16 protein-coding genes are annotated in these 19,701 nt (G+C 66.1%); 4 read left to right on the top strand and 12 right to left on the bottom strand.

Annotated features, from left to right (window positions below; genetic code table 11):
• The 7 genes from JWP65_RS08645 to JWP65_RS08675 form a co-directional block, all read right to left on the bottom strand.
• Positions 1 to 1,033, bottom strand: a 1,033-nt coding sequence (locus JWP65_RS08645) for an FAD-dependent oxidoreductase (RefSeq protein ID WP_299762791.1), incomplete at its 3' end; no start/stop codon positions are given.
• Between the two features lie 28 nt (positions 1,034 to 1,061).
• Positions 1,062 to 1,913, bottom strand: a complete 852-nt coding sequence (locus JWP65_RS08650; protein ID WP_299762793.1) for a ScpA family protein — start codon at positions 1,911 to 1,913, stop codon at positions 1,062 to 1,064.
• A gap of 13 nt (positions 1,914 to 1,926) precedes the next feature.
• Positions 1,927 to 2,157 carry a DUF3460 family protein gene (locus tag JWP65_RS08655; protein ID WP_299762795.1) on the bottom strand — a complete coding sequence of 77 codons (231 nt, stop codon included), beginning with the start codon at positions 2,155 to 2,157 and terminating at the stop codon, positions 1,927 to 1,929.
• Between the two features lie 49 nt (positions 2,158 to 2,206).
• Positions 2,207 to 2,947 carry a YoaK family protein gene (locus JWP65_RS08660; protein WP_299762797.1) on the bottom strand — a complete coding sequence of 247 codons (741 nt, stop codon included), beginning with the start codon at positions 2,945 to 2,947 and terminating at the stop codon, positions 2,207 to 2,209.
• A gap of 19 nt (positions 2,948 to 2,966) precedes the next feature.
• Positions 2,967 to 3,179, bottom strand: a complete 213-nt coding sequence (locus tag JWP65_RS08665) for a hypothetical protein (protein ID WP_299762799.1) — start codon at positions 3,177 to 3,179, stop codon at positions 2,967 to 2,969.
• 33 nt (positions 3,180 to 3,212) lie between these two features.
• Complete coding sequence (locus JWP65_RS08670) at positions 3,213 to 4,073, bottom strand: N-formylglutamate amidohydrolase (RefSeq protein WP_299762801.1); 861 nt, start codon at positions 4,071 to 4,073, stop codon at positions 3,213 to 3,215.
• Positions 4,074 to 4,077: 4 nt separating this feature from the next.
• The gene (locus JWP65_RS08675) at positions 4,078 to 5,058 is read right to left on the bottom strand and encodes a tripartite tricarboxylate transporter substrate binding protein BugE (protein WP_299762803.1); all 981 of its coding nucleotides are present in this window, start codon (positions 5,056 to 5,058) and stop codon (positions 4,078 to 4,080) included.
• A 104-nt stretch (positions 5,059 to 5,162) separates the two neighbouring features.
• On the opposite strand from JWP65_RS08675, the gene JWP65_RS08680 reads away from it, so the two are divergent.
• Entirely contained in the window at positions 5,163 to 6,086 is a 924-nt protein-coding gene (locus tag JWP65_RS08680; RefSeq protein WP_299762805.1) for a LysR substrate-binding domain-containing protein, read from the top strand.
• 46 nt (positions 6,087 to 6,132) lie between these two features.
• Here JWP65_RS08680 and JWP65_RS08685 read toward each other — a convergent pair whose 3' ends face one another.
• The 5 genes from JWP65_RS08685 to metG form a co-directional block, all read right to left on the bottom strand.
• The gene (locus JWP65_RS08685; RefSeq protein ID WP_299762807.1) at positions 6,133 to 8,880 is read right to left on the bottom strand and encodes a DUF6270 domain-containing protein; all 2,748 of its coding nucleotides are present in this window, start codon (positions 8,878 to 8,880) and stop codon (positions 6,133 to 6,135) included.
• Positions 8,881 to 8,885: 5 nt separating this feature from the next.
• Positions 8,886 to 9,986 (bottom strand): right-handed parallel beta-helix repeat-containing protein, encoded by a 1,101-nt coding sequence (locus JWP65_RS08690; protein WP_299762809.1) that lies wholly within the window; start codon positions 9,984 to 9,986, stop codon positions 8,886 to 8,888.
• A gap of 4 nt (positions 9,987 to 9,990) precedes the next feature.
• Entirely contained in the window at positions 9,991 to 14,577 is a 4,587-nt protein-coding gene (locus JWP65_RS08695; RefSeq protein ID WP_299762811.1) for a glycosyltransferase, read from the bottom strand.
• 1 nt (position 14,578) lies between these two features.
• Positions 14,579 to 14,791, bottom strand: coding sequence for a hypothetical protein (locus JWP65_RS08700; RefSeq protein ID WP_299762813.1), 213 nt, complete (start codon positions 14,789 to 14,791; stop codon positions 14,579 to 14,581).
• 231 nt (positions 14,792 to 15,022) lie between these two features.
• Positions 15,023 to 17,113 (bottom strand): methionine--tRNA ligase, encoded by a 2,091-nt coding sequence (gene metG / locus JWP65_RS08705; protein ID WP_299762815.1) that lies wholly within the window; start codon positions 17,111 to 17,113, stop codon positions 15,023 to 15,025.
• Between the two features lie 73 nt (positions 17,114 to 17,186).
• Between metG and apbC the strand changes: the two genes are divergently transcribed.
• The 3 genes from apbC to JWP65_RS08720 all read left to right on the top strand — a co-directional run.
• Positions 17,187 to 18,275, top strand: coding sequence for an iron-sulfur cluster carrier protein ApbC (gene apbC, locus JWP65_RS08710; RefSeq protein WP_299762818.1), 1,089 nt, complete (start codon positions 17,187 to 17,189; stop codon positions 18,273 to 18,275).
• A gap of 114 nt (positions 18,276 to 18,389) precedes the next feature.
• A complete protein-coding gene (locus JWP65_RS08715) occupies positions 18,390 to 19,175 on the top strand; it encodes a beta/gamma crystallin-related protein (protein ID WP_299762819.1) in 786 nt (261 codons plus the stop codon).
• Positions 19,176 to 19,284: 109 nt separating this feature from the next.
• On the top strand, positions 19,285 to 19,701 hold a 417-nt coding region (locus JWP65_RS08720; protein WP_299762821.1), incomplete at its 3' end, for an NAD(P)H-dependent oxidoreductase subunit E.

Below are 19,701 nucleotides of genomic sequence, written 5' to 3' on the forward strand. Positions count from 1 at the left end.
GCGCGGCCGGCACCACCGGGATCGGCTGCCTGGTGATGTCGATGCCCAGCTCCAGGCAGCGCGCGTGGATGTTCGGGAAGTGCTCGCGCACGAACTCCGGCGGCTGGTGCGAGATGTCCAGGTACACGCAGTCCAGCCCGTGCTTCTTCATCTCGAAGTCGATGGCGCGGGCGACGACGTCGCGCGGCGCCAGCTCCAGCCGCGGATCGTGATTCGGCATGAAGCGCGTGCCATCGGGCAGCAGCAAGCGCCCGCCCTCGCCGCGCACCGCCTCGGAGATCAGGAAGTTCTTGACGTGCGGGTGGTACAGGCAGGTCGGGTGGAACTGGATGAACTCCATGTTCGTGGCCCGGCAGCCGGCGCGCCAGGCCGCGGCGATGCCGTCGCCGGTGGCGGTGTCGGGGTTGGTCGTGTACAGGTAGACCTTGCCGGCGCCGCCGGTGGCCAGGATGGTGTGCGGCGCGCGGAAGGTCAGCACTGCGTCGGTGGCCTCGTCCAGCGCATACAGGCCGACGCAGCGATGGCCGGCATGCCCCGGCTTGCCCGTCGTCACCAGGTCGACCAGCATGTGGTGCTCCAGCACCGTGATGTTGGCGTGCTCGCGCACCCGCTCGATCAGCGTCCGCTGCACGGCCGCGCCGGTGGCGTCGGTCACGTGCACGATGCGGCGGGCGCTGTGGCCGCCTTCGCGCGTCAGGTGCAGCCGGCCGTCTTCTTCCGAGAACGGCACGCCCAGGCGCTGCAGCCAGGCGATGCTTTCCGGCGCGTGCTCCACCACGAAGCGGGTGGCGGCCGGGTCGGACAGGCCGGCGCCCGCCACCAAGGTGTCGTCCACGTGGGCGTCGAAGCTGTCGCCCTTGTCCATCACCGCCGCGATGCCACCTTGCGCCCAGCCGCTGGAGCCGTCGCTGGTCGTGCGCTTGGTCAGGATGGCGACCCGGTGTGTCGGCGCCAGGTGCAGGGCGGCGGACAGGCCGGCCAGGCCGCTGCCCACGATCAGCACGTCGAAATCGCGCGCGATGGCTTGGCTCAAGGGATGTCCCCGGAAAGAATGACGCCGGTCAGGCCGGCTGGTAAGCCAGGCGCACGTAGATCGGTGCGTAGGCTTCGGCCTGCGTCACCTCGATCAGCGTTTCCTTGGCCAGCTCCAGGGTCGCGATGAAGGTGACGATCAGCACCGGCGTTCCCTTGGTCGCGTCGAACAGGTGCTCGAACTCGACGAACTTGCGACCCTGCAGCTTCTTGAGCACCATGCTCATGTGCTCGCGCACCGACAGCTCCTCGCGGCTGATGCGGTGGTGCTGGATCAGGTTGGCGCGGCGCAGGATGTCGCGCCAGGCGTCCTGCAGGTCGGTCACGTGCACGTCCGGAAAGCGCGGCTGCAGCGACTGCTCGATGAACACCTGGGCCCGCAGCACATCGCGCCCCAGCTGCGGCAGCGCGTTCAGGCGGAACGCGGCGGCCTTCATCTGCTCGTACTCCAGCAGCCGCCGCACCAGCTCGGCCCGCGGGTCCTCCGCCTCCTGGCCTTCCGCCGTCTTCTTGGGCGGCAGCAGCATCCGCGACTTGATCTCGATCAGCATGGCCGCCATCAGCAGGTATTCGGCCGCCAGCTCCAGGTTGCGGGTGCGGATCTCGTCGACGTACACCAGGTACTGGCGCGTCACCGCCGCCATCGGGATGTCCAGGATGTTGAAGTTCTGTTTGCGAATCAGGTACAGCAGCAGGTCCAGCGGCCCTTCGAAGGCCTCCAGGAAGACTTCGAGTGCGTCCGGCGGGATGTACAGGTCCTGCGGCATGGCGAACAGCGGCTCGCCGTACAGGCGGGCCAGCGCCACCTGGTCGATCACCTCGGGCGTGCCCGGCACCGGTGCGGACGCCGACGGGGGCAGGAGGGTCTCGCTGCTGTCCATGGCGCAGCGCGCGTCAGCGGCGCTGGCGCGGGGCGTCGCCGTAGACGTACGGCTTTTGTGGCACCCGTGCCTCCTGCCAGTCGGCGATCGCCTCCCGGTCCAGGTGCTTGTCCCACCAGATCGCACGGCCGGCCCGCTGCTGCGCCTCCAGGTCGGGGTGCTCCACCTTCATGGTCTCGATGAACTGGGTGACGTCGGAGCGGTAATCGGGGCGACGGAAGATGCGCTGGAGGAAACTGGCCATGGGGGCATTTTAGGCCGGCGCGCCGGCGCCGACCCCGGGGCGCGGCGGCTCAGGGGGCGAAGCGGTGCCGCACGTCGCGCCACAGCGGCCGCAGCGCCAGCAGCCACAGGCCGACCGCCAGCGGCACGGTGGAGACGAAGCCCACGTGCTTGAAGCCCAGCGCGCCGGCCAGGGCGCCGGCGAAAAAGCAGCCCACCAGCACCGCGTGGATGCGCAGCCGCTCGCGGTTCGCCCGCACCGGCAGCGGGTCGCCGGCCGGATTGATGTACAGCAGCTTGCCCAGCTCGATGCCGATGTCGGTGACCAGCCCCGTCACGTGGGTGGTGCGGATCTCGGCGCGCGAGATCTTGGTGATCACCGCGTTCTGCAGGCCCATGATGAAGCACAGCAGCACCACCGTGAGCGGGATGAACAGCGGCGCGAACAGCGCGATGGAGGCGCCGAAGATGCCGAACACCAGCAGCGCGGCGGACTCCAGCAGCAGCGGCAGGCCGTAGGCGCTGTGCAGCTGGTGCCGCAGGCCCCAGTTGACCAGGATCGCGGTGGTCATGGCGCCGCCGGTGAAGGCCAGGATCGCGCCGGCTGCGGCGGTGGCGAGGGTGAGCTGGCCCAGCACGAGGTGGTCCGCGATCGCCGACACCAGACCCGTCATGTGCGAGGTGTAGTGCCCCACCGCGAGGAAGCCGCCGGCATTGGTGGCGCCGGCGACGAAGGCCAGGAAGGCGCCCAGGCGCAGGTTGGCCCGGGTGGTGCGGTCGACGTCGGTCCAGCCCCGGATGAACGCGAACATCGGCGGGGAAAGGAAGCCTTCAGTCGCCGTCCGGCAGCACGGCGCCGACGGCGGCCCCGGTCAGCTTGACGGTGCCGACGGCCGCGTCGACCGCCAGCGCGGCGCCGGTGGCCGCGACCGACACGGCGGCGCCGGCCACCGTCACGACGGCGCAACCACCCAGGGTGGAGGCCGCCAGCAGCAGGCCCAGCAGGCGGACATGCCGGAAGGCGGGAAAGGTGCTTGGTGTCATGCTCGTGTCCAGGACTGCTCAGACACCGCGATTCTAGGCTGCCCTGCGGTCCCGCACGTAAAGCGCTAGTTGCTCCAGCACCCCGGTCAGGTCCCGTTGCACCTGGGCGAAGCCCTCGTTGCGTTCGCGCGTCGCTTCGTCCATGTACAGCGGCCGCCGGATCTCGATTTGCAGGCTGTGCCGGTTGCGCGCCGGCTGGCCGATGCGCGCGATCAGCTGCACGCCCTTGTACGGGTCGTTGCGCGCCACCGTGTAGCCACGGGCCTTGAGCTCGCTTTCCACCAAGGCGACGAAGCCCGGCTCGCAGGTGCTGCCGTCGCGGTCGCCCAGCACGAAGTCGGCCAGCGGCCGCGCACTGGCGATCTGCAGCCGCTGGTAGGCGTCGTTGGGCATCGAGTGCAGGTTCAGATGCCAGACGCCGCCGAAGCGATGCACGCAATCTTCGATGCTGGCCGCCAGCGCCGCGTGGTACGGCCGGTAGTAGCTGTCGATCCGGTTGCGCACCTCGGCCACCGTCAGCGGCCGCCGGTAGATCGGCTGGCCGGCGCCGATGTTGCGCCAAACCAGGCCGAAGCCCAGGCGCGTTTTCTCGCCGGGGTTCAGCGGGGTCGGCCAGGGGCCGTCCAGCAGTGCCGGGTCGAGGTCGTCTTCGGTCCGGTTGGCATCGATGTAGGTGCGCGGGAAATGCGCCGCCAGCAGCGTGCCGCCAACGGCCGGCGCCGCCTGCCACAACGCCTCGACGTCAGTGTCCTCGCCCCGCCGCAGCAGGGCCCGTGGCACCGCATGCCCGAAGTCCGCCGGGTAGTCGGTGCCGCTGTGCGGCGAGTCGCACACCAGCGGGATGGCGGGCGCGGCAGGCGGGCTGAGCGTGAAAGGCTTGAAGTCCGCGGCCATGCGCTCAGTCGATCTGGATCTTGGCCATCTTCGAGACGCGTTCGTAGCGGGCCATCGCCTGCTCGATCTGGCGGGCGAAGTCCGCCGGCGTGCCCGGGATCAGCTGGGCGCCGGACTCGTCCATTTTCCTGGCGAACTCGGGCTGCTTCATCGCCTTGTGGATCGCGGCGTTCAGTTTCGCCACGATGGCGGGCGGCGTGCCGGCCGGGGCGACCACGCCGAACCAGCCGCCGCCGCCCATTTGCGGAAAGCCCAGCTCGCCGTAGGTCGGCACGTCGGGCAGGGCCGGCGAGCGCTGCTCGGACAGCACCGCCAGCGCGCGCAGCTTGCCACCCTTGATGTGCGGCAGGGCGGACGGCAGGTTGTCGGTGATGGCGTTGACCTGGCCGGCGAGGGCGTCGTTCATCGCCTGGCCCGCGCCCTTGTAGGGCACGTGCAGCAGCTCGATCTTGGCCAGCGCCGCAAAGTGCTCGATGTTGGCGTGGCCCAGCGAGCCGGTGCCGGGCGAGGCGAAGCTGAACTTGCGCGGATTGGCCTTGGCCTGGGCCAGGAACTGCTTCATGTCGGTGGCCGGCGTGCTCGGATGCACGGCGAACACGCTGGGCGTGGTGGCGACGTTGGTGACGGGGGCGAAGTCCTTGACCGGGTGGTACTTGAGCTTGCTGCCGTAGACGGCGGGGTTGCTGCCGTGGGTGCTGACGGTGGCCATCCCCAGCGTGTAGCCGTCCGGCGCCGCGCGGGCGACGAACTCCATGCCGGTGGAGCCGCCCGCGCCGGCCTTGTTCTCGACGACGATCTGCTGGCCCAGTTCGCGGCTGGCGAATTCGGCGACCAGCCGCGCCGCCAGGTCGGTGGAGCCGCCCGGGCCGAACGGGACGATCAGCTTGACCGGCTTGTTCGGATAGGCGGCTTGCGCGTGGGCCGTGCCCAGGGCGGCCAGGGCGGCGGCGCAGGCGATGGTGGTCAGGAAGTGGCGAGTGTTCATTTGTCTCCGGAGCGGCGGGTTGATCCTGGCGCGAGGTTAGGGGCCATCACCAGCGCCGGCAAACGACTTTTCGGTCCGCGGTGATGCCATGATGTAATCGCCGCATGCCCATTCTCAGCCCGTCCTTGGTGGAACTGCATGCCTTCCTGGCGGTGGCCGAGGCCGGCAGTTTCCGCAAGGCCGGCGAGCAGCTGTGCGTGACGCAGGGGGCGGTCAGCCGCGCCGTCGCCCGGCTCGAGGAACATCTGTGCGTCGACGTGCTGGAGCGCTCCGGGGCCGGCGTGCGGCTGACCCCGGCCGGAGTCGAGCTGCGCCGGCGCACCGGCAAGCACGTGGCGGCGCTGGAAGAGGCCGCGCTGCAGCTGCGCCGCCAGTCCGACCGCATGCGGCTGCGGCTGTCGGCCGTGCCCAGTCTGGGCAACCTGTGGCTGATGCCGCGGCTGGAGGACTTTCGCCAGCGCCACGCCCAGGTCGAGATCGAATTTCGCCAGTACCACCACGATGAAGACTACCTGCGCGACGACGTCGACCTGTGGCTGGCCCTGAAGGCCGGGCCGCGGCAGTCCTGGCCGCGCCAGGTGGCGGCGCGCTACCTGGTCGGCCGCGACATCGTGGCGGTTTGCGCCCCGGGCCGGGCCGATGGCATTCGGACCGCCGCGCAACTGCTGGCGCAGCCGCTGCTGTACCACTCGAACTACCGTGACAACTGGGCGCTGTGGGCCGGCGCGGTCGGCGCCGAATTGCCGCCGGCCTGGCGCGGCACCGGTTTCGACCTGGTGATGAACCTGATCGAGGCGGCGCGTTCCGGTATGGGGGTGGCGGTGGTGCAGCAATGCATGGTGGAAGCGGATCTCGCCAGCGGGCGACTGGTGATGCCGGTGGCCGGCTCGGCCTCCACCGGCCGCGGCTACTACCTGTGCCAGCGCCGGGCGCTGGGGGCGCACCCGGCGGCGGAGCTGTTCGCCCGCTGGGTGCGTGCGCAGGCCGCGCTCAGCGAACCTGCGGCACCCGCGGCGAAGCGGGCATAAGCTCCACCGGCACGATTTGCGCGCAGCGCGGGCGGCCAGCTCGGTGCTAGCCGTGGCTGGAACTGTCCGCGCCGGGCTCCCGCGTCAAGCTGTAGACCCGGTAGTAGGCGCCGAGGTTCGTCGAAATGGGCAGGGGCCAGGACTCGCATCGCCAGCCGGGCAGCAGGTCCTTGGCCAGCTTCTCGTAGTCCCACGAATAGGAGTACGGGGTGGTGTCGATCTCCTGAGCGAGCTTGGCATTGAAGTTCCGCACGACCTTGCCTTCCTGGCCGAGCCAAGGCTCCAGGAGCACCACCGCCTTCGACGACATCCGGGCCAACTGGATCAGAGGCTGTGAAGCGTCCGGAATGTGATCCAGCACCGATACCGTGAAGACCACGTCGAAACAACGGTCGGGAAAAAGACTCAGCGAGCGCTCGTCACCCATGGCGGCGTTGAGGCCCTTGCTGCGTGCAAGCTCGATGGCCCCCCCGTTGATGTCGACACCGGCGACGAAGATGTCCGGAATATCCTCGATCAGCGCGGCCAGGTTCTTGCCTGCGTTGCATCCGAACTCGAACACCTTGCTAGCGCCCATGGCCTTGACGAGCCGGGTAACCTCTCCGGACCAGGGCTGTCGGGCCGTGTAAGTTCCATGCTGAGAGGCATCGATCGTTGACCAATAAGCTTTGGCCTGGATTGCTTCATCCGGGGGAAGTTCCGAAGCGCGCACGATTTGGTGGCGGGCGTGCGGGTCATTGCGTGGGCCTTCAACGGTGACCGAAACGGCGACAGAACTCTGCACGACTGTGCCCATTCCGTCGCGTACGAACCCGATCACCCGGACGCCAGTCGCCTCTTTCGGCAACTCGAATGTTGCTGAGGGGTTCGCCGAGTACCAGCGGACCGCAAGTCTCTGCACCCCGGCCATCAGATAGTAAGCGTACTCGAATTGAGCTTGGTTCGGCAGAGCAGGTGGGAGATCGCAGCAAGCCTCCACCTTGCCATCGGCGACGCGAACGCTGATGCTCGGACGGATGTCGCCATCGAGCGCGGATCGCTTATACGGCGGCAATGACTTACCGACCCCCGCGTCGAGCAGCCGCGCCACCGTCTGGACTGGCGTTCCGGATACCAGTTCAGTCAGAACTCTTCTAATCACTGGCGCGGGGGGCGGAACATGTCCCTCGCCCCACGCGCCCATCCAAACTGTGAAAGGTGCATCGGCACGCCGAAACGACCGATGGCCGATCCTCTGCCATGAATTTCCCTTCATGAAAGGTGCCGTGTGCTTCTGAACGTGCCAGTCGTTGGCGTTCTGAAGATAAAGCAAGCTCCCCCGGCACTCCGCTGGCGACTGCGTCACGTCATGCACGACGCCCGCTGTATCGAGGCATCGCCTCAAGATGCTCTTCAGAGGCAGTGTCGCGCAAGCCCGGTCCTCGTTTGCAGCCCGCCAGATCCCAGGGAACGCTGTCGCCACATATTTCCTAACGACGTCCTGGGAATACTCCGTAATGGACGTCTGCGGGTTCCATACGACTCCCACTGCATCGGTCTTCAGCAGCCGCAGGATGGACATCACAGCGAAGCCGCCGCCCGAACCGCCAAAGAGAACGAGCCGGCAGCCGTGTTTCGTCGCCACGTGATCTAGCACCCGTGCAATCCGGTTACGAAGATCAGGAACTTCTTCGTTCCCGGCATACCAACCCAGCGCGACGTCCGCGGCGCTGGAGAGAGTCGGGTCCGCGACCGCGATAAGGGGCTGATTCAAGTTGGAAGCAATTCCCCGGCCGGAGAAGAATGGCGCGCGATGCGTCGTGCGGTCCGACACGGCACCTGCAAAGCACACCAAGAGCACCCGCTGCAGATTTCCTTCTCCCAGAAGCCCGGAGCCCTGGACAAGGAAATCAATGCTTGTGCTCTCGGAGAACACCCTATGAATGCCGTCGATCATGAGGTCCGCCGCCAACGCAGATTCCAAGGACTCATGCTCGTGAATAGGCACATTCCAGGCGGCGTAGTCAGTTGGGCCCGTGGTGTCTTTCGACTGTGAGCGCTCTTCGATAGTCACGTCAGGCCGATCTTTCTTCAGCACACAATTAAGGGTATGGACATAGTAATCATCCAAATAGTGAAACGGACTTCGCCCCCACTGGTGAGCATCCGCGCCCACAAAAGGGCGGGGGTAGTGTAGGAACTGGGTCTTCGGAATGTCCTGTGCCACCCTGCGATGGATGCGCCGCAGGAATTCATTGGCAACATCGATCTGCGCTGATGAATAGTGCGGTTCGAAGCCGTCCCCGCTCTCCGTCTGCTTGGCCCAGGAGACCTCGTTGATCCTGACACGGCCCAGCAGTCCGTGACTTCTCAGAAGCGCGACAAGGGAGGTCCAGCCGGATTCCCAGAGCTGCCAATGCCCCTCAGACCCAGGCTTCAACACAGCGCCCTTGCTGCGCCGCACATCGAAACCGGAAGAGAGGAACTCATTCGACAAGGTGCAGACGCCACCGTCTTCGGCCACCCAAAGGCGGAAGCGCTCGTCAATGAAGTCGATGAGGAGCAGGTCGAAGTCAGCTTGCAGCAGGCGAGGCACGAGCTGCTTCTTCAGATCACGTTCCACCACCCGCCGTTGGAACGCCGAAGGAATGCCCGAGAGATCGACGCCGCCGCGAAGCGGGGGGGAAAAAATCGACGCGATTGACGAGCGAGCAAAATAATCGACCAGCTCCACCTCGCCTGCCTCGGTTTGCCGGTTGAAGAGGTCGCGCGAAACGCAACTCCCAAGAATGAAAACGCGAGGTCGCGGTTCCATCTGTCCTACTTGCCCCAGGCCGGGGCCTGCGGCGGCCAGCGGATGCCGTTCTCCAGCAGTGGTCGACCACGTTCCAAGGGGCGAGATCCATGGTCAGGTGCGGCGGGCAGCTCGACTCCCGCAGCGGGTCGGGCGCTGCCCACCAAGATGCGTTCCCCCGCGAAGTCGGAGACGTGACACCAGGCGCGGCGCTCGCTGCCGCCAAGGACATCGACCAGTTTCCCATCGGCCGACTGCAGCTGGTTGTCCTTTACGCGGTTGCCGGTCGACGGGCATTCGCCGAGCTTCTTGGTGCAGTCCTTGCGCGCCGACTTATCACAATACCACTCCTCGACGGCAGGAACACTATCCAGCCGCGTGAAGATGTTCCCCTCGATAAGGTTGCCGTTGGAGCGATCCCGCAGTTTGATGACCGAACCGCACAGGTCCGAGAAGCGGTTGCCGCGGATGATATTGCCAGATGAGAAGTGGGCCGCATAGATCGCGTGCAATGCACTGCAGCCTTCCGCGTTTCGGATGGTCTCGAAGCGATTGTTCTCGATCAGATTGTCTTTTGAGTTGACCAAGCGGATTGCCGCGGTGGAGATGTTTTTTCCCGCGCCCGGAAGCGAGCCGATGTGCTCAAAGAAGTTGTTCCTGATGGTATTGCCTGCGTTGAAGGCGTCCGCTCGGTCGCGGTTGCCTTCCAAGGAGATGGCGGTCCGGTACTCCCGGATCCGCAGCCCGGAAATCACCATGCGGGTGGGCTTTCCCACGGCTGATTTCATCGTCAGCCACGTTAGCGTACGCTCGCGATCGCCAATGAACTCAGGGCGCCCCCCGACATCACCTTTGTTCCCCGAAATCCGGATGCGCGCGCCATCGGTCCGCGCGCCTGTGACGGCCGCCTGGCCGACATAGCGGCCAGGCGCGACCTGCACAAGCACGTCCGGTCCTTGGCGCCGAACCCGAAGGGCCACATCCAACGCGCGCTGCAGCGTTGCGACGGGACGGGCCTCGGTGAGTCCATCGTTCGTATCCCTTCCCGTGGGCGAAAGGTGAACGATCTGTGCCAGCGCTACGGGCGTGCAGACAGCGACCGCAAGGGTCAGGAGAAAACGTACCATCTGCTCATCCCCTAGCTGTTGAATCCTGGATCAGGGCTGCTTCACGCCCAATTGTCTGGTCCCAGCCGCTCTGCCGCCGCACCCGCAACGCCGCTGCGCGCGACAGCTGCAGGAAGGTGTCAGGTTCAGCATACAGGCGCTCCATCGCGTCTGCAATTGCCTTTGCATCTTCGGGCGGCACGACGATGCCGCACGTCTCATCCACGAATTCCGGGATGGCGGCCACTGCCGTCGTGATCGGGACGAGCCCGGAAGCCATGGCTTCGTCACGGGAGACGCCCTGGCTGTCCATGCGGGTCGGCGTGAGAAAAACGCCGTGGTTCCCGTGCAGCTGTGTGATCTCCTGGTGCGTCAGGAACCGCCGCTCTAGCTTGACGTTGGAGAAGGCTTGCAGATCCCTGGTGGTTTCTTCAAACAGTTCACCATCGCCCACCAGGAGAAACTGGAGTTGGGAAAAACATGGCCGTGCCGACAGCTCCTTGATCGCGCCGACGGTCAGGTCGTTTGCGTACTTGCGGCTCGAATAAGGACGGATGGAGAGCAGCCGCGTGCGATCCTCGGGCCGCTTTTCTGTATAGCTGAAAAGGCTCCCATCGATGAAGTTGTGCACGATGGAATACAGGGATGGTTTTAGCTCCAGCCCGAGATCCTGTGCCACTTCGTCGGCGAAATGCTGCGACACGAAAACCAGGTGCAGGTTTGGGTGGGGTGTCGCCAGGATCGAACGCCAGAAAGCGACGCGCCTGTCGCTCAGCTTCTTTTGCCGGGCGATCTCCGCTTCATCCAGCCGGTCGAACTCGAAAGCGCGGCGCTGCCAAACCTGGATTTCCGCACCATGCACCCATACCGTGACCCGCACCTTGTCCAGGTGATGCTGCAGAACCTGCCACATCTTCTCATCGAGCAGGTGGACCAGGACGTGCTCGTAGCGGCGGGATCGCAACGTCGCATCCAGCAGATGAGCGTCGCCCGATGCGATGTCGACTCCTTCGAACTCGCGATAGGTCTGGCCCGGCTCGCTCGAGATTCGAAACACTTCGGTGAGAAGGCCGGTTTCCCGGTAGCTGCGCACCCGGCTGTGCAAGAAGCCGTAGCGGTACAAGTCGTCATAGGCCGGGTATTGCTTGGTCAGCACAAGGTAGGGCGAGCGCCCGACCACCGCCGCCGGCCGCTCGCCATGCGAGCCGAGCACCAGTCGCTGCACCGTTGCCCGCCCCGGCCCACAGACACGCAGCCCGATCCGAACGAACTTGCAGTTGGGGGGAATGGCCAGCGCGTGGACGCCGCCTGCCGCGTTGGACGCGTGCGCGATCTTCACGCCGGTGGCGGTCTGGAACTCGAAGATGGTTCTGAGGTCGAGATTGCTGTCGCACTCAAGCTGGATCTGGCTGTTCAACACCAGGTTGAGAGGCTCGCGCTCGAGCGCCATGCGGGCAAAGACATGAGCCACTTTGCCGGCGGGAAGGCGCGAGGCGATCTCCAGTGCACCATTTTGCAGCCGCAGCTGCAACTGGGGTGAAGCAGGCTGCGCCAGCAGTTCAACCAAGTCTTTGGCCGTCAGTTGCGGCAGTCCGTTCTGCCCCGACGACGACGCCCCGGCATCGGGCGTCATGCTTTCGGCCACCTGCACGAGATCGCCCAGGAAGGATACGCCCTGGTCCGGCATGTCCAGATCGCCCACGGGCTGCGCCAGCGCTTCGCTGGTCAGCGAGGCACCCTCGCGACAGTAGTTGAACTCGTCGATGGCCAAGATGGTGCCGGCCGGCAGAGTCGCCACGTCAGGGCGTGCGAGCCATTCGGCAAGCAGCTGCGGGGTGGCGGCGGCCAGGCGCACTACCCCGGCCCGGGCAGCCGCGTGGTCTTGGGGCCGGTACTGCTGGCCGTTATTGACCAGCACGCATTCGTCGTGCCTTGCCGCGTAGTGGGCTGCCTTGCAGAATGCAGTGGCATCGGAATAGGTGGAGGCGAGCGCCAGGTCCGTCAGGTAGTGGGCTGCATAGTGGTCGCCTGCTTGGAACAACCCCACGAGGTTGGTGCCCGCCTCCCGCAAAACGGCCTCGGCGCACGCCAAGGGGTCGGCGAAGAAACGGACTTTGTCGTCCAGCTGATGGCTTGCGCGGTCGGCCGGCGTGACGACGAACAGGCGTTTTTCGGTGTGGCGCTGGCGGCGGAAGCTGGCGAGGACGCGGTCCAGCTCGGCCGCTGTGGAGGCCACGGCAACCATGGCCACGGACGGGGCACGCAGGGCGAAGGGCAGCGCGCTCAGTTTCGAGCGGACATAGGCCAGACGGTGCGCGTACGTGTGCTCCCCCATCACCTTGCGCAGTCCCAGCAGGCGCAGCTTGCGGTAAGCCTGGTCGTCGTTGCAGATCGCGCTCACTCGGCGCGAGAGTTGTGCTCCCTCGTCGGAGGAGATCACCAGATCACCGAACATCATCCGTGTGCCGCGGGAGAAATTGCTCACCACCACCGTGTTCGAAGCCAGCAACTCGAACACCCGCCGCGCGAACATCGTTTGCGACTGCTTGATGGTGTTCATGTTGATGCCGTACCGGTACCCCTTGTACGCCCGGTCGATCTCGGCGAACGGCAGGCTGCCCAGGATCATCGGCACGTACTTGTCCGGAAACTGGTAGTGCGGATGTGGCTTCTCGAAGTTGCGGTCGTAGATCTCGACGGGCTTGAACTGTTGCAGCGTGTCGATCAGCGATGCGAAGTCGCGCTGCCGCTCTGGGTAGCGCAGGTAATAGGAGCCGGCAAAGTTGAACGCATCCTTTCGCTCGTAAAGCTCTATCGGATTGTGGGTAGCGGGCTGCGCGGCGAACGGCAGCAGATACACACGGTCGTGGCCGACGTTGCGTTTGTAACGCGGGATGCAGTCGATGTCGGTGGTGAACACATGGTCCACCTCCTTGGCAAGCGCAAGGAATGCGCCGAAGTGAACCGGGTCCTCCTTGTTCCACAGCAAGGAGGGCACGCTGCGGGTCCGGCACCACGCGATCGCACCCAGGATCTCCGGCGAAGCGTTGCTAATCTTGGTCTGCCAGAGGCCGTCGACCCCTTTCCAGGCGGACTCGATGAACAACAGGTCGGGCTTGAATGACTCGAGTTGTTCCTGCCAGCTGTCCGGCCGCAGCTGCAGCAGTTCGCATTCCGGTGCGTAGGAATGGAAGGTGAACTCGTCCATCACTCCCGCGATGCGCAGCTTGCCTGGAACGGGCCGCAAGGTGGGTGCGCTCGTCAAGTTGCGGTGTGCGCTCGCCGACGACCCGGTCCTGCCCGCTGGCTTGGCTGACGGGCCCTCGGGCACGCCGGATCTCGCGGATCTTTGCGCGCTGGTTTCCGGGAGCAGCGCCTCCTGCCCCAGGCGCCTTTTCCGGCGGATGTCCTTGCGCTGGACGCTTTCGCGCCGGATGCGCAGCAGGTTGGGCACCAGTCCGGCCATTCCGGACCAGGACTTGAACCCATGGATCAGCGTGTGCCCAAGCTGGAACGAAAGGGAGTTTTCCACCCGTTCCGCGATTTCCGCCTTTTGCCTGTGAAAGCTCTGGGTGAGTTGTTCCAGTTGTCGCAGCGCCCGGTTCAGTTCAGTCTGGCGTTCGGCAGCGGCTTTTTGCGCGGTACCGATCGCTTGCCGCAACTGGGCTGCGTCCGCTGCCAGGTCTTGTGAGCGCCGCGCCTCTTCCTTCAGCGCCTCTTGGGCAGTCGCGGCAGCTTGGCGCAACTGGGTCGTGTCCGCTGACAGGGCCTGCGCCGCTCGCTTGAGCGTCTCGGACTCGGCGCGCAAACCCTGCACTGCGGCCTCGTGGGCAGTCTGATCCTTGCTCTTGTCCTGCTTCAGCTTGGAAAGCTGGTCGTTGGCGGCCTTGACGTCGCTCATGAGCTTCGCCAGCTTTGCAGCTTTGGCCGAGACGTCGTCCCGCAAGGCGCGCTCGATCTGGTGGAACGCACGTTCCAGCTCCACCATTTCGGCTTGGGTCCATGCCTTGTCGGCGCTGCCGGCTGCCGCGCCGGGGGACTTGATCGCAACCAGGCCAAGCCACTTGCCGAGCATTCGTACGGTCGTGACCTCCATGCGTTCGGAGAGCAACCGAAACGGCTCGGACAGATAGAAAGTCTGCTTGTGGTCGATGAAATCGTTGATCCCGAAGGGGACCGACACGACGATGCTGCCGCCGTCGACGAGATACTCCACGGCCTCCCGGACAAAATCACCCGGCCGCACCAGGTGCTCCAGCACCTCCGACATCACGATGGTGTCGAACTTCTGGCCGCGCAGCCCCTCGTGCGACATGAAGTCGGCTGCAATGAACTGCACCCGCTCCTGCACGAAGGCCGCTTCCTCGCTCAAGTGGTGCAGCGCTTGCTCGATCGCCTTGGGGTCGCTGTCCACCCCGGTCACTGTGCGACCTTCACGTGCCAGCAGGATCGGAACGATGCCTTGGCTACAGCCGATGTCGAGGACACGCTTGCCATCGACCATGCTGCAAATCCAGTTCACGCGTTGCTGGGTGTCCCGCATGAAATTGGGGCCCAGCTCGCCGTGGTAGGCCTCCCAGACTCGGTCGTGCGTCAGGTCCTTGATCGACATTTCATCTCCAGATACCTTTCGCGTCCACCAGCCGCCGGGACGCGCCCAGCGCGGGTTTGAATTCCTTGAACTGCCGGTCGTCGAGCAGCACGATGACGACCTTGGCCCTGGACAGCGCCTGTGCCAGCGGGGGCAGCGAGGAGCCGGGCAGGATGACGGTTTCGGGTTTGGCCTTGACGGCCAGCCGCGCGTCGGTTGACGCATTGCCCGTCACGTGGATTGCGGTGCGCTGCGTTGACCTTGGGGCCGGTCCATTCAACCCCGGTCCAAGCGAGCCTGTCTGCGGGGAGTTCCACCGCACAGCGGCTGCCCCCTTTTTCATGGTAGTACCTGAAAAACACGTTCATTGTCGAGTTTATCTTACACAGTGGATGAGGCTGGACTCCAGAGTCGTGCGAAGGGCCGCCGCGTATCTTCACGCCGCGAAAAGACACGCCGTCAGTCCTCAGCGAACCCGCAGCCCCGGCTGCGCGCCGGCCGTCGGCTCCAGCACGTAAATCCCCGGCTGGGCCTTCTCGTCGCCGTGACTGGCCGCCAGCACCATGCCTTCGCTGACGCCGAACTTCATCTTGCGCGGCGCCAGGTTGGCCACCATCACAGTGAGCTTGCCGATGAGATCGGCCGGCTGATAGGCCGAGGCGATGCCCGAAAACACGTTGCGCGTGCGCCCTTCGCCGACGTCCAGCGTCAGCTGCAGCAGCTTCTTCGATCCTTCGACCGCCTTGCAATCGACGATCTTCGCGATCCGCAGGTCGATCTTGGTGAAGTCGTCGATCGTGATCTCGGGCGCCAGTTCCTCACCGCCCGGCGTGCCTTCACTCTTTCGCCCTTCGGGAGCGGGCTGTTCTTCGCGCCCTCTCGCGCCGGCGGCACAGGGCTGGGGTGAGGGTGCACCCACCTCCGACGGCGCCTCGAACAACGCCTCCACCAGCTTCATGTCCACCCGCTGCATCAAATGCCTGTACTCGCCGACCTGGTGGCCTGCGCCCATCGGCGTGGCGGCGTTGGCCCAGTCGAGCGGCGCACAGGCCAGGAACGCCTCCGCTTGCGCCGCCAGCTGCGGCAGCACCGGCTTGAGGCAGGCGCTCAGCACCTTGAAGGCCTCCAGGCATTCGGAGCCGATGCGGGCAGCCTCGTCGGCCTTGCCTTCCTTGACCAGCTTCCAGGGCGCGGCCGTGTCGAAACGCAGGTTCACCTCATCGGCCAAGGCCATGATGTCGCGCAAGGCCTTGCCGTAGTCGCGGCCTTCGTACAGCGCCTTGACCCTGTCCACCAGCAGCTGCGGCTGCAGCGAGGCGGCGTCGCCGGCCACCAGCTTGCCGCCCGGAACGAACTTGACGGCCCGGCTGGCGATGTTGACGAACTTGCCCACCAGGTCGGCGTTGACCCGGGCCACGAAGTCTTCGGGGTTGAAGTCGATGTCCTCGTTGCGGGCCGACAGCTTGGCGGCCAGGTAGTAGCGCAGCCACTCGGGGTTCATGCCCAGCCCGAGGTACTTGAGCGGATCGAGGCCGGTGCCCCGGCTCTTGCTCATCTTTTCGTTGTTGACCGTCAGGTGGCCGTGCACGAACACGTTGTCGGGCGCCTTGCGGCCGCTGAAGTGCAGCAGAGCGGGCCAGAACAGCGTGTGGAAGGTGACGATGTCCTTGCCGATGAAGTGGTACTGCTCGACCTCCTTCATGGTCTGCTCGTAGTCGCGACCGATCTTGGCCAGGTGGTTCTTGAACGAGGCCAGGTAGCCGATCGGGGCGTCGAACCAGACGTAGAAGTATTTGCCCGGCGCGTCCGGGATCTCGATGCCGAAGTAGGGCGCGTCGCGCGAGATGTCCCAGTCGTTCAGCCCGCTCTTGCCGTTCTCGTCGCGGGTGAACCACTCGCGCACCTTGTTGGCCACTTCGGGCTGCAGCTTGCCGTCCTGGGTCCACTGCTCCAGATAGGCCACGCAGCGCGGGTCCGACAGCCGGAAGAAGTGGTGCTCGCTGGACTTGAGCGTCGGCACGGCGCCGCTGAGCGCCGAGTACGGATTGATCAGGTCGGTGGGCGCGTAGACCGCGCCGCACACTTCGCAGTTGTCGCCGAACTGGTCCTTGGCGTGGCACTTGGGGCACTCGCCCTTGATGAAGCGGTCCGGCAGGAACATGCCCTTGTCCGGGTCGTAGAACTGCTCGATGCTGCGCACGTCGATCAGGTCGGCGGCCTTCAAGTCGCGGTAGATGGCCTGGCACAGCTCGTGGTTTTCCGGGCTGTCGGTGTGGCTCCAGTTGTCAAAGGCGATCAGGAAGCCCTTGAGGTACTCCGGCCGGCCCGCGGCGATCTCCGCCACGAAGGCCTGCGGCGTCACGCCGGCCTTCTCGGCCGCGATCATGATCGGCGCGCCGTGGGCGTCGTCGGCGCCCACGAAATGCACCTCGTGGCCCTGCATGCGCTGGAACCGCACCCAGATGTCGGCCTGGATGTACTCCATGATGTGGCCGATGTGGAATTTGCCGTTGGCGTACGGCAGGGCGGTGGTGACGAAGAGCTTGCGCTGGGGCATGGGGGTTTTCCAGGAGGAACCGGGGATTCTAGTCAGGCTGGCTACACTCGGTCCAACAGGAAGACACAGCCCCATGGCAACCCAAGACCAACTGCTCGCCGCCTTGGCGGGCGTGACCGACCCCAACACCGGCCGCGACTTCGTCGCCACCAAGTCCGTGAGGAACATCCAGATCGAAGGCGGCGACGTCTCGTTCGACCTCGAACTGGGCTATCCGGCCAAGAGCCAGCTGGCGGCGCTGCGCAAGGCGCTGGTGGCCGCGGCCAAGACGGCGCCGGGCGTGGACAACGTGTCGGTCAACATCAACACCAAGGTGACGGCGCACGCGGTGCAGCGTGGTGTGCAGCTGATGCCCAACGTGAAGAACATCGTGGCCGTCGCTTCGGGCAAGGGCGGCGTGGGCAAGAGCACGACGGCCGCCAACCTGGCGCTGGCGCTGGCCGCCGAGGGCGCCAAGGTCGGCATCCTGGACGCCGACATCTACGGCCCCAGCCAGCCGATGATGCTGGGCATCGACCGCCGGCCCGAGAGCGATGACGGCCAGACCATGGAGCCGCTGGAGAACCATGGCATCCAGGTGATGTCGATCGGTTTTTTGATCGACCAGGCCGAAGCCATGATCTGGCGCGGCCCGATGGCGACGCAGTCCCTGGAGCAGCTGCTTCGGCAGACCAACTGGTCCGACCTGGACTTCCTCATCGTCGACATGCCGCCGGGCACAGGCGACATCCAGCTGACGCTGTCGCAGCGCGTGCCGATGACGGGCGCCGTGATCGTCACCACGCCGCAGGACATCGCGCTGATCGACGCCAAGAAGGCGGTCACCATGTTCGAGAAGGTCGGCGTGCCGATCCTGGGCGTGGTCGAGAACATGGCGGTGCACATCTGCAGCAAGTGCGGCCATGCCGAGCACATCTTCGGCGAGGGCGGCGGCAAGCGTTGGGCGCAGGAAAAGGGCATCGACTTCCTGGGCGCGCTGCCGCTGGACATGGCGATCCGGCTGCAAGCCGACAGCGGCAAGCCCACCGTGGTGGCCGATCCCGACGGCCAAGCGGCCGGCCTGTACCGCAGCATCGCGCGCCAGGTGGCGGTGAAGATCGCCGGCAAGGCCAAGGACTTCTCCGCGCGCTTCCCGACGATCACGGTGTCGAAAACAACCTGAGGCTCACGCGGCAAGGCCTTTACGGCCTTTTTGCACGGCGTTTACGGCGCATGCGCATTGTGAAGCGCCGAAGGTGCTTACATTCGGGTCACCTTGACAAAAGAGAGTTTGCCCATGAACCGTGTCCTGCAGGCCGTCCTCGCCACCTCCACCCTGGTCCTCGCCGCCCAGGCTTCGGCCACCGTCACCCTCTACTCGGAAAACGGGTTCCGCGGTCGCTCGTTCTCGGTCGACCGCCAGGTCAGCGATTTCGCGCAGATCGGGCGCAGGGAGAACGCTTCCTCGGTCTATGTGGAACGCGGGCGCTGGGAAGTCTGCAGCGAGCCGAACTTCCAGGGCAAGTGCATGGTCCTGCGCCGCGGCGGCTACGAGTCGCTGCAGGAACTGGGGATGGACAACACCCTGGCGTCGATCCGGCCGGTCCGCGACAACCGCCGCCGCGACAACGAGGCGCAGGCGCCCGCCGAGCGGCCCGAATTCGCCTACCGTCGCCGGCATGAGGAACGCGTGTTCGAAGCCCCGGTGACGGAAGTGCGGGCCGTGATGGGGCCGCCGACGCAGCGTTGCTGGGTCGAGCGCCAGCAGGTCCAGCAGCCCAACATCGGCGGCGCGATCGCCGGCGCTGTCATCGGCGGCATTCTGGGCCACCAGGTCGGCGGCGGCAGCGGCAAGGACCTGGCCACGGGCGCCGGTGTCATCGGCGGCGCCGTGATCGGCAACCAGGTGGCCGGCGGTTCGCAACGCGGCCAGGACGTGCAGCGTTGCGAGAACGTCGCGGGCGGCGCACCGGCCTACTGGGACGTGACCTACAACTTCAGGGGCCGCCTGCACACGATGCAGATGATCACTCCTCCAGGCAACACCGTGACGGTGAACGACCAGGGCGTGCCGCGCAGCTGAAGGTCGCCTGACTGACGGCCAGGAAGGCCCGGCTGCGCAGCGCGGCCGGGCCTTCGTTCGTTGGGGTCTGCCAGCGCAAGGCGGCCACGGCATGGGATGATTCAGGCCAATGAGCCCTGCCGTTCCTGAGCACCCCCTCGGTACCCCCGACAGCCTGCGCCGCGGCCTGCGTCGCGGGCCCAAGGGCCGCCAGCCCGAAGAAGCCGCGCTGGCCGAAGTGCGCGACCTGGTGGGCGCGCCGCCGGCAGGGGGCCACCGCGCCGACTTGCTGATCGAACACCTGCACCGCCTGAACGACGCCTGGGGCGGGCTGCACAAGGCCCACCTGGTGGCGCTGGCGCGCGAGATGAACCTGCCCATGGCGCAGGTGCAGGAAGTCGCCAGCTTCTATCACCACTTCGAGCTGCTGGCCGACGGCGAGCAGCCGCCGACGCTGACCATCCGCGTCTGCGACGGCCTGTCCTGCGAGCTGGCCGGCGCGCGCGAGCTGCTGCGGCAGCTGCCGCCCGCCGTCGGCGCCGGCGTG

The organism is Ramlibacter sp., from assembly GCF_028292805.1.
GTDB lineage: Bacteria > Pseudomonadota > Gammaproteobacteria > Burkholderiales > Burkholderiaceae_C > Ramlibacter.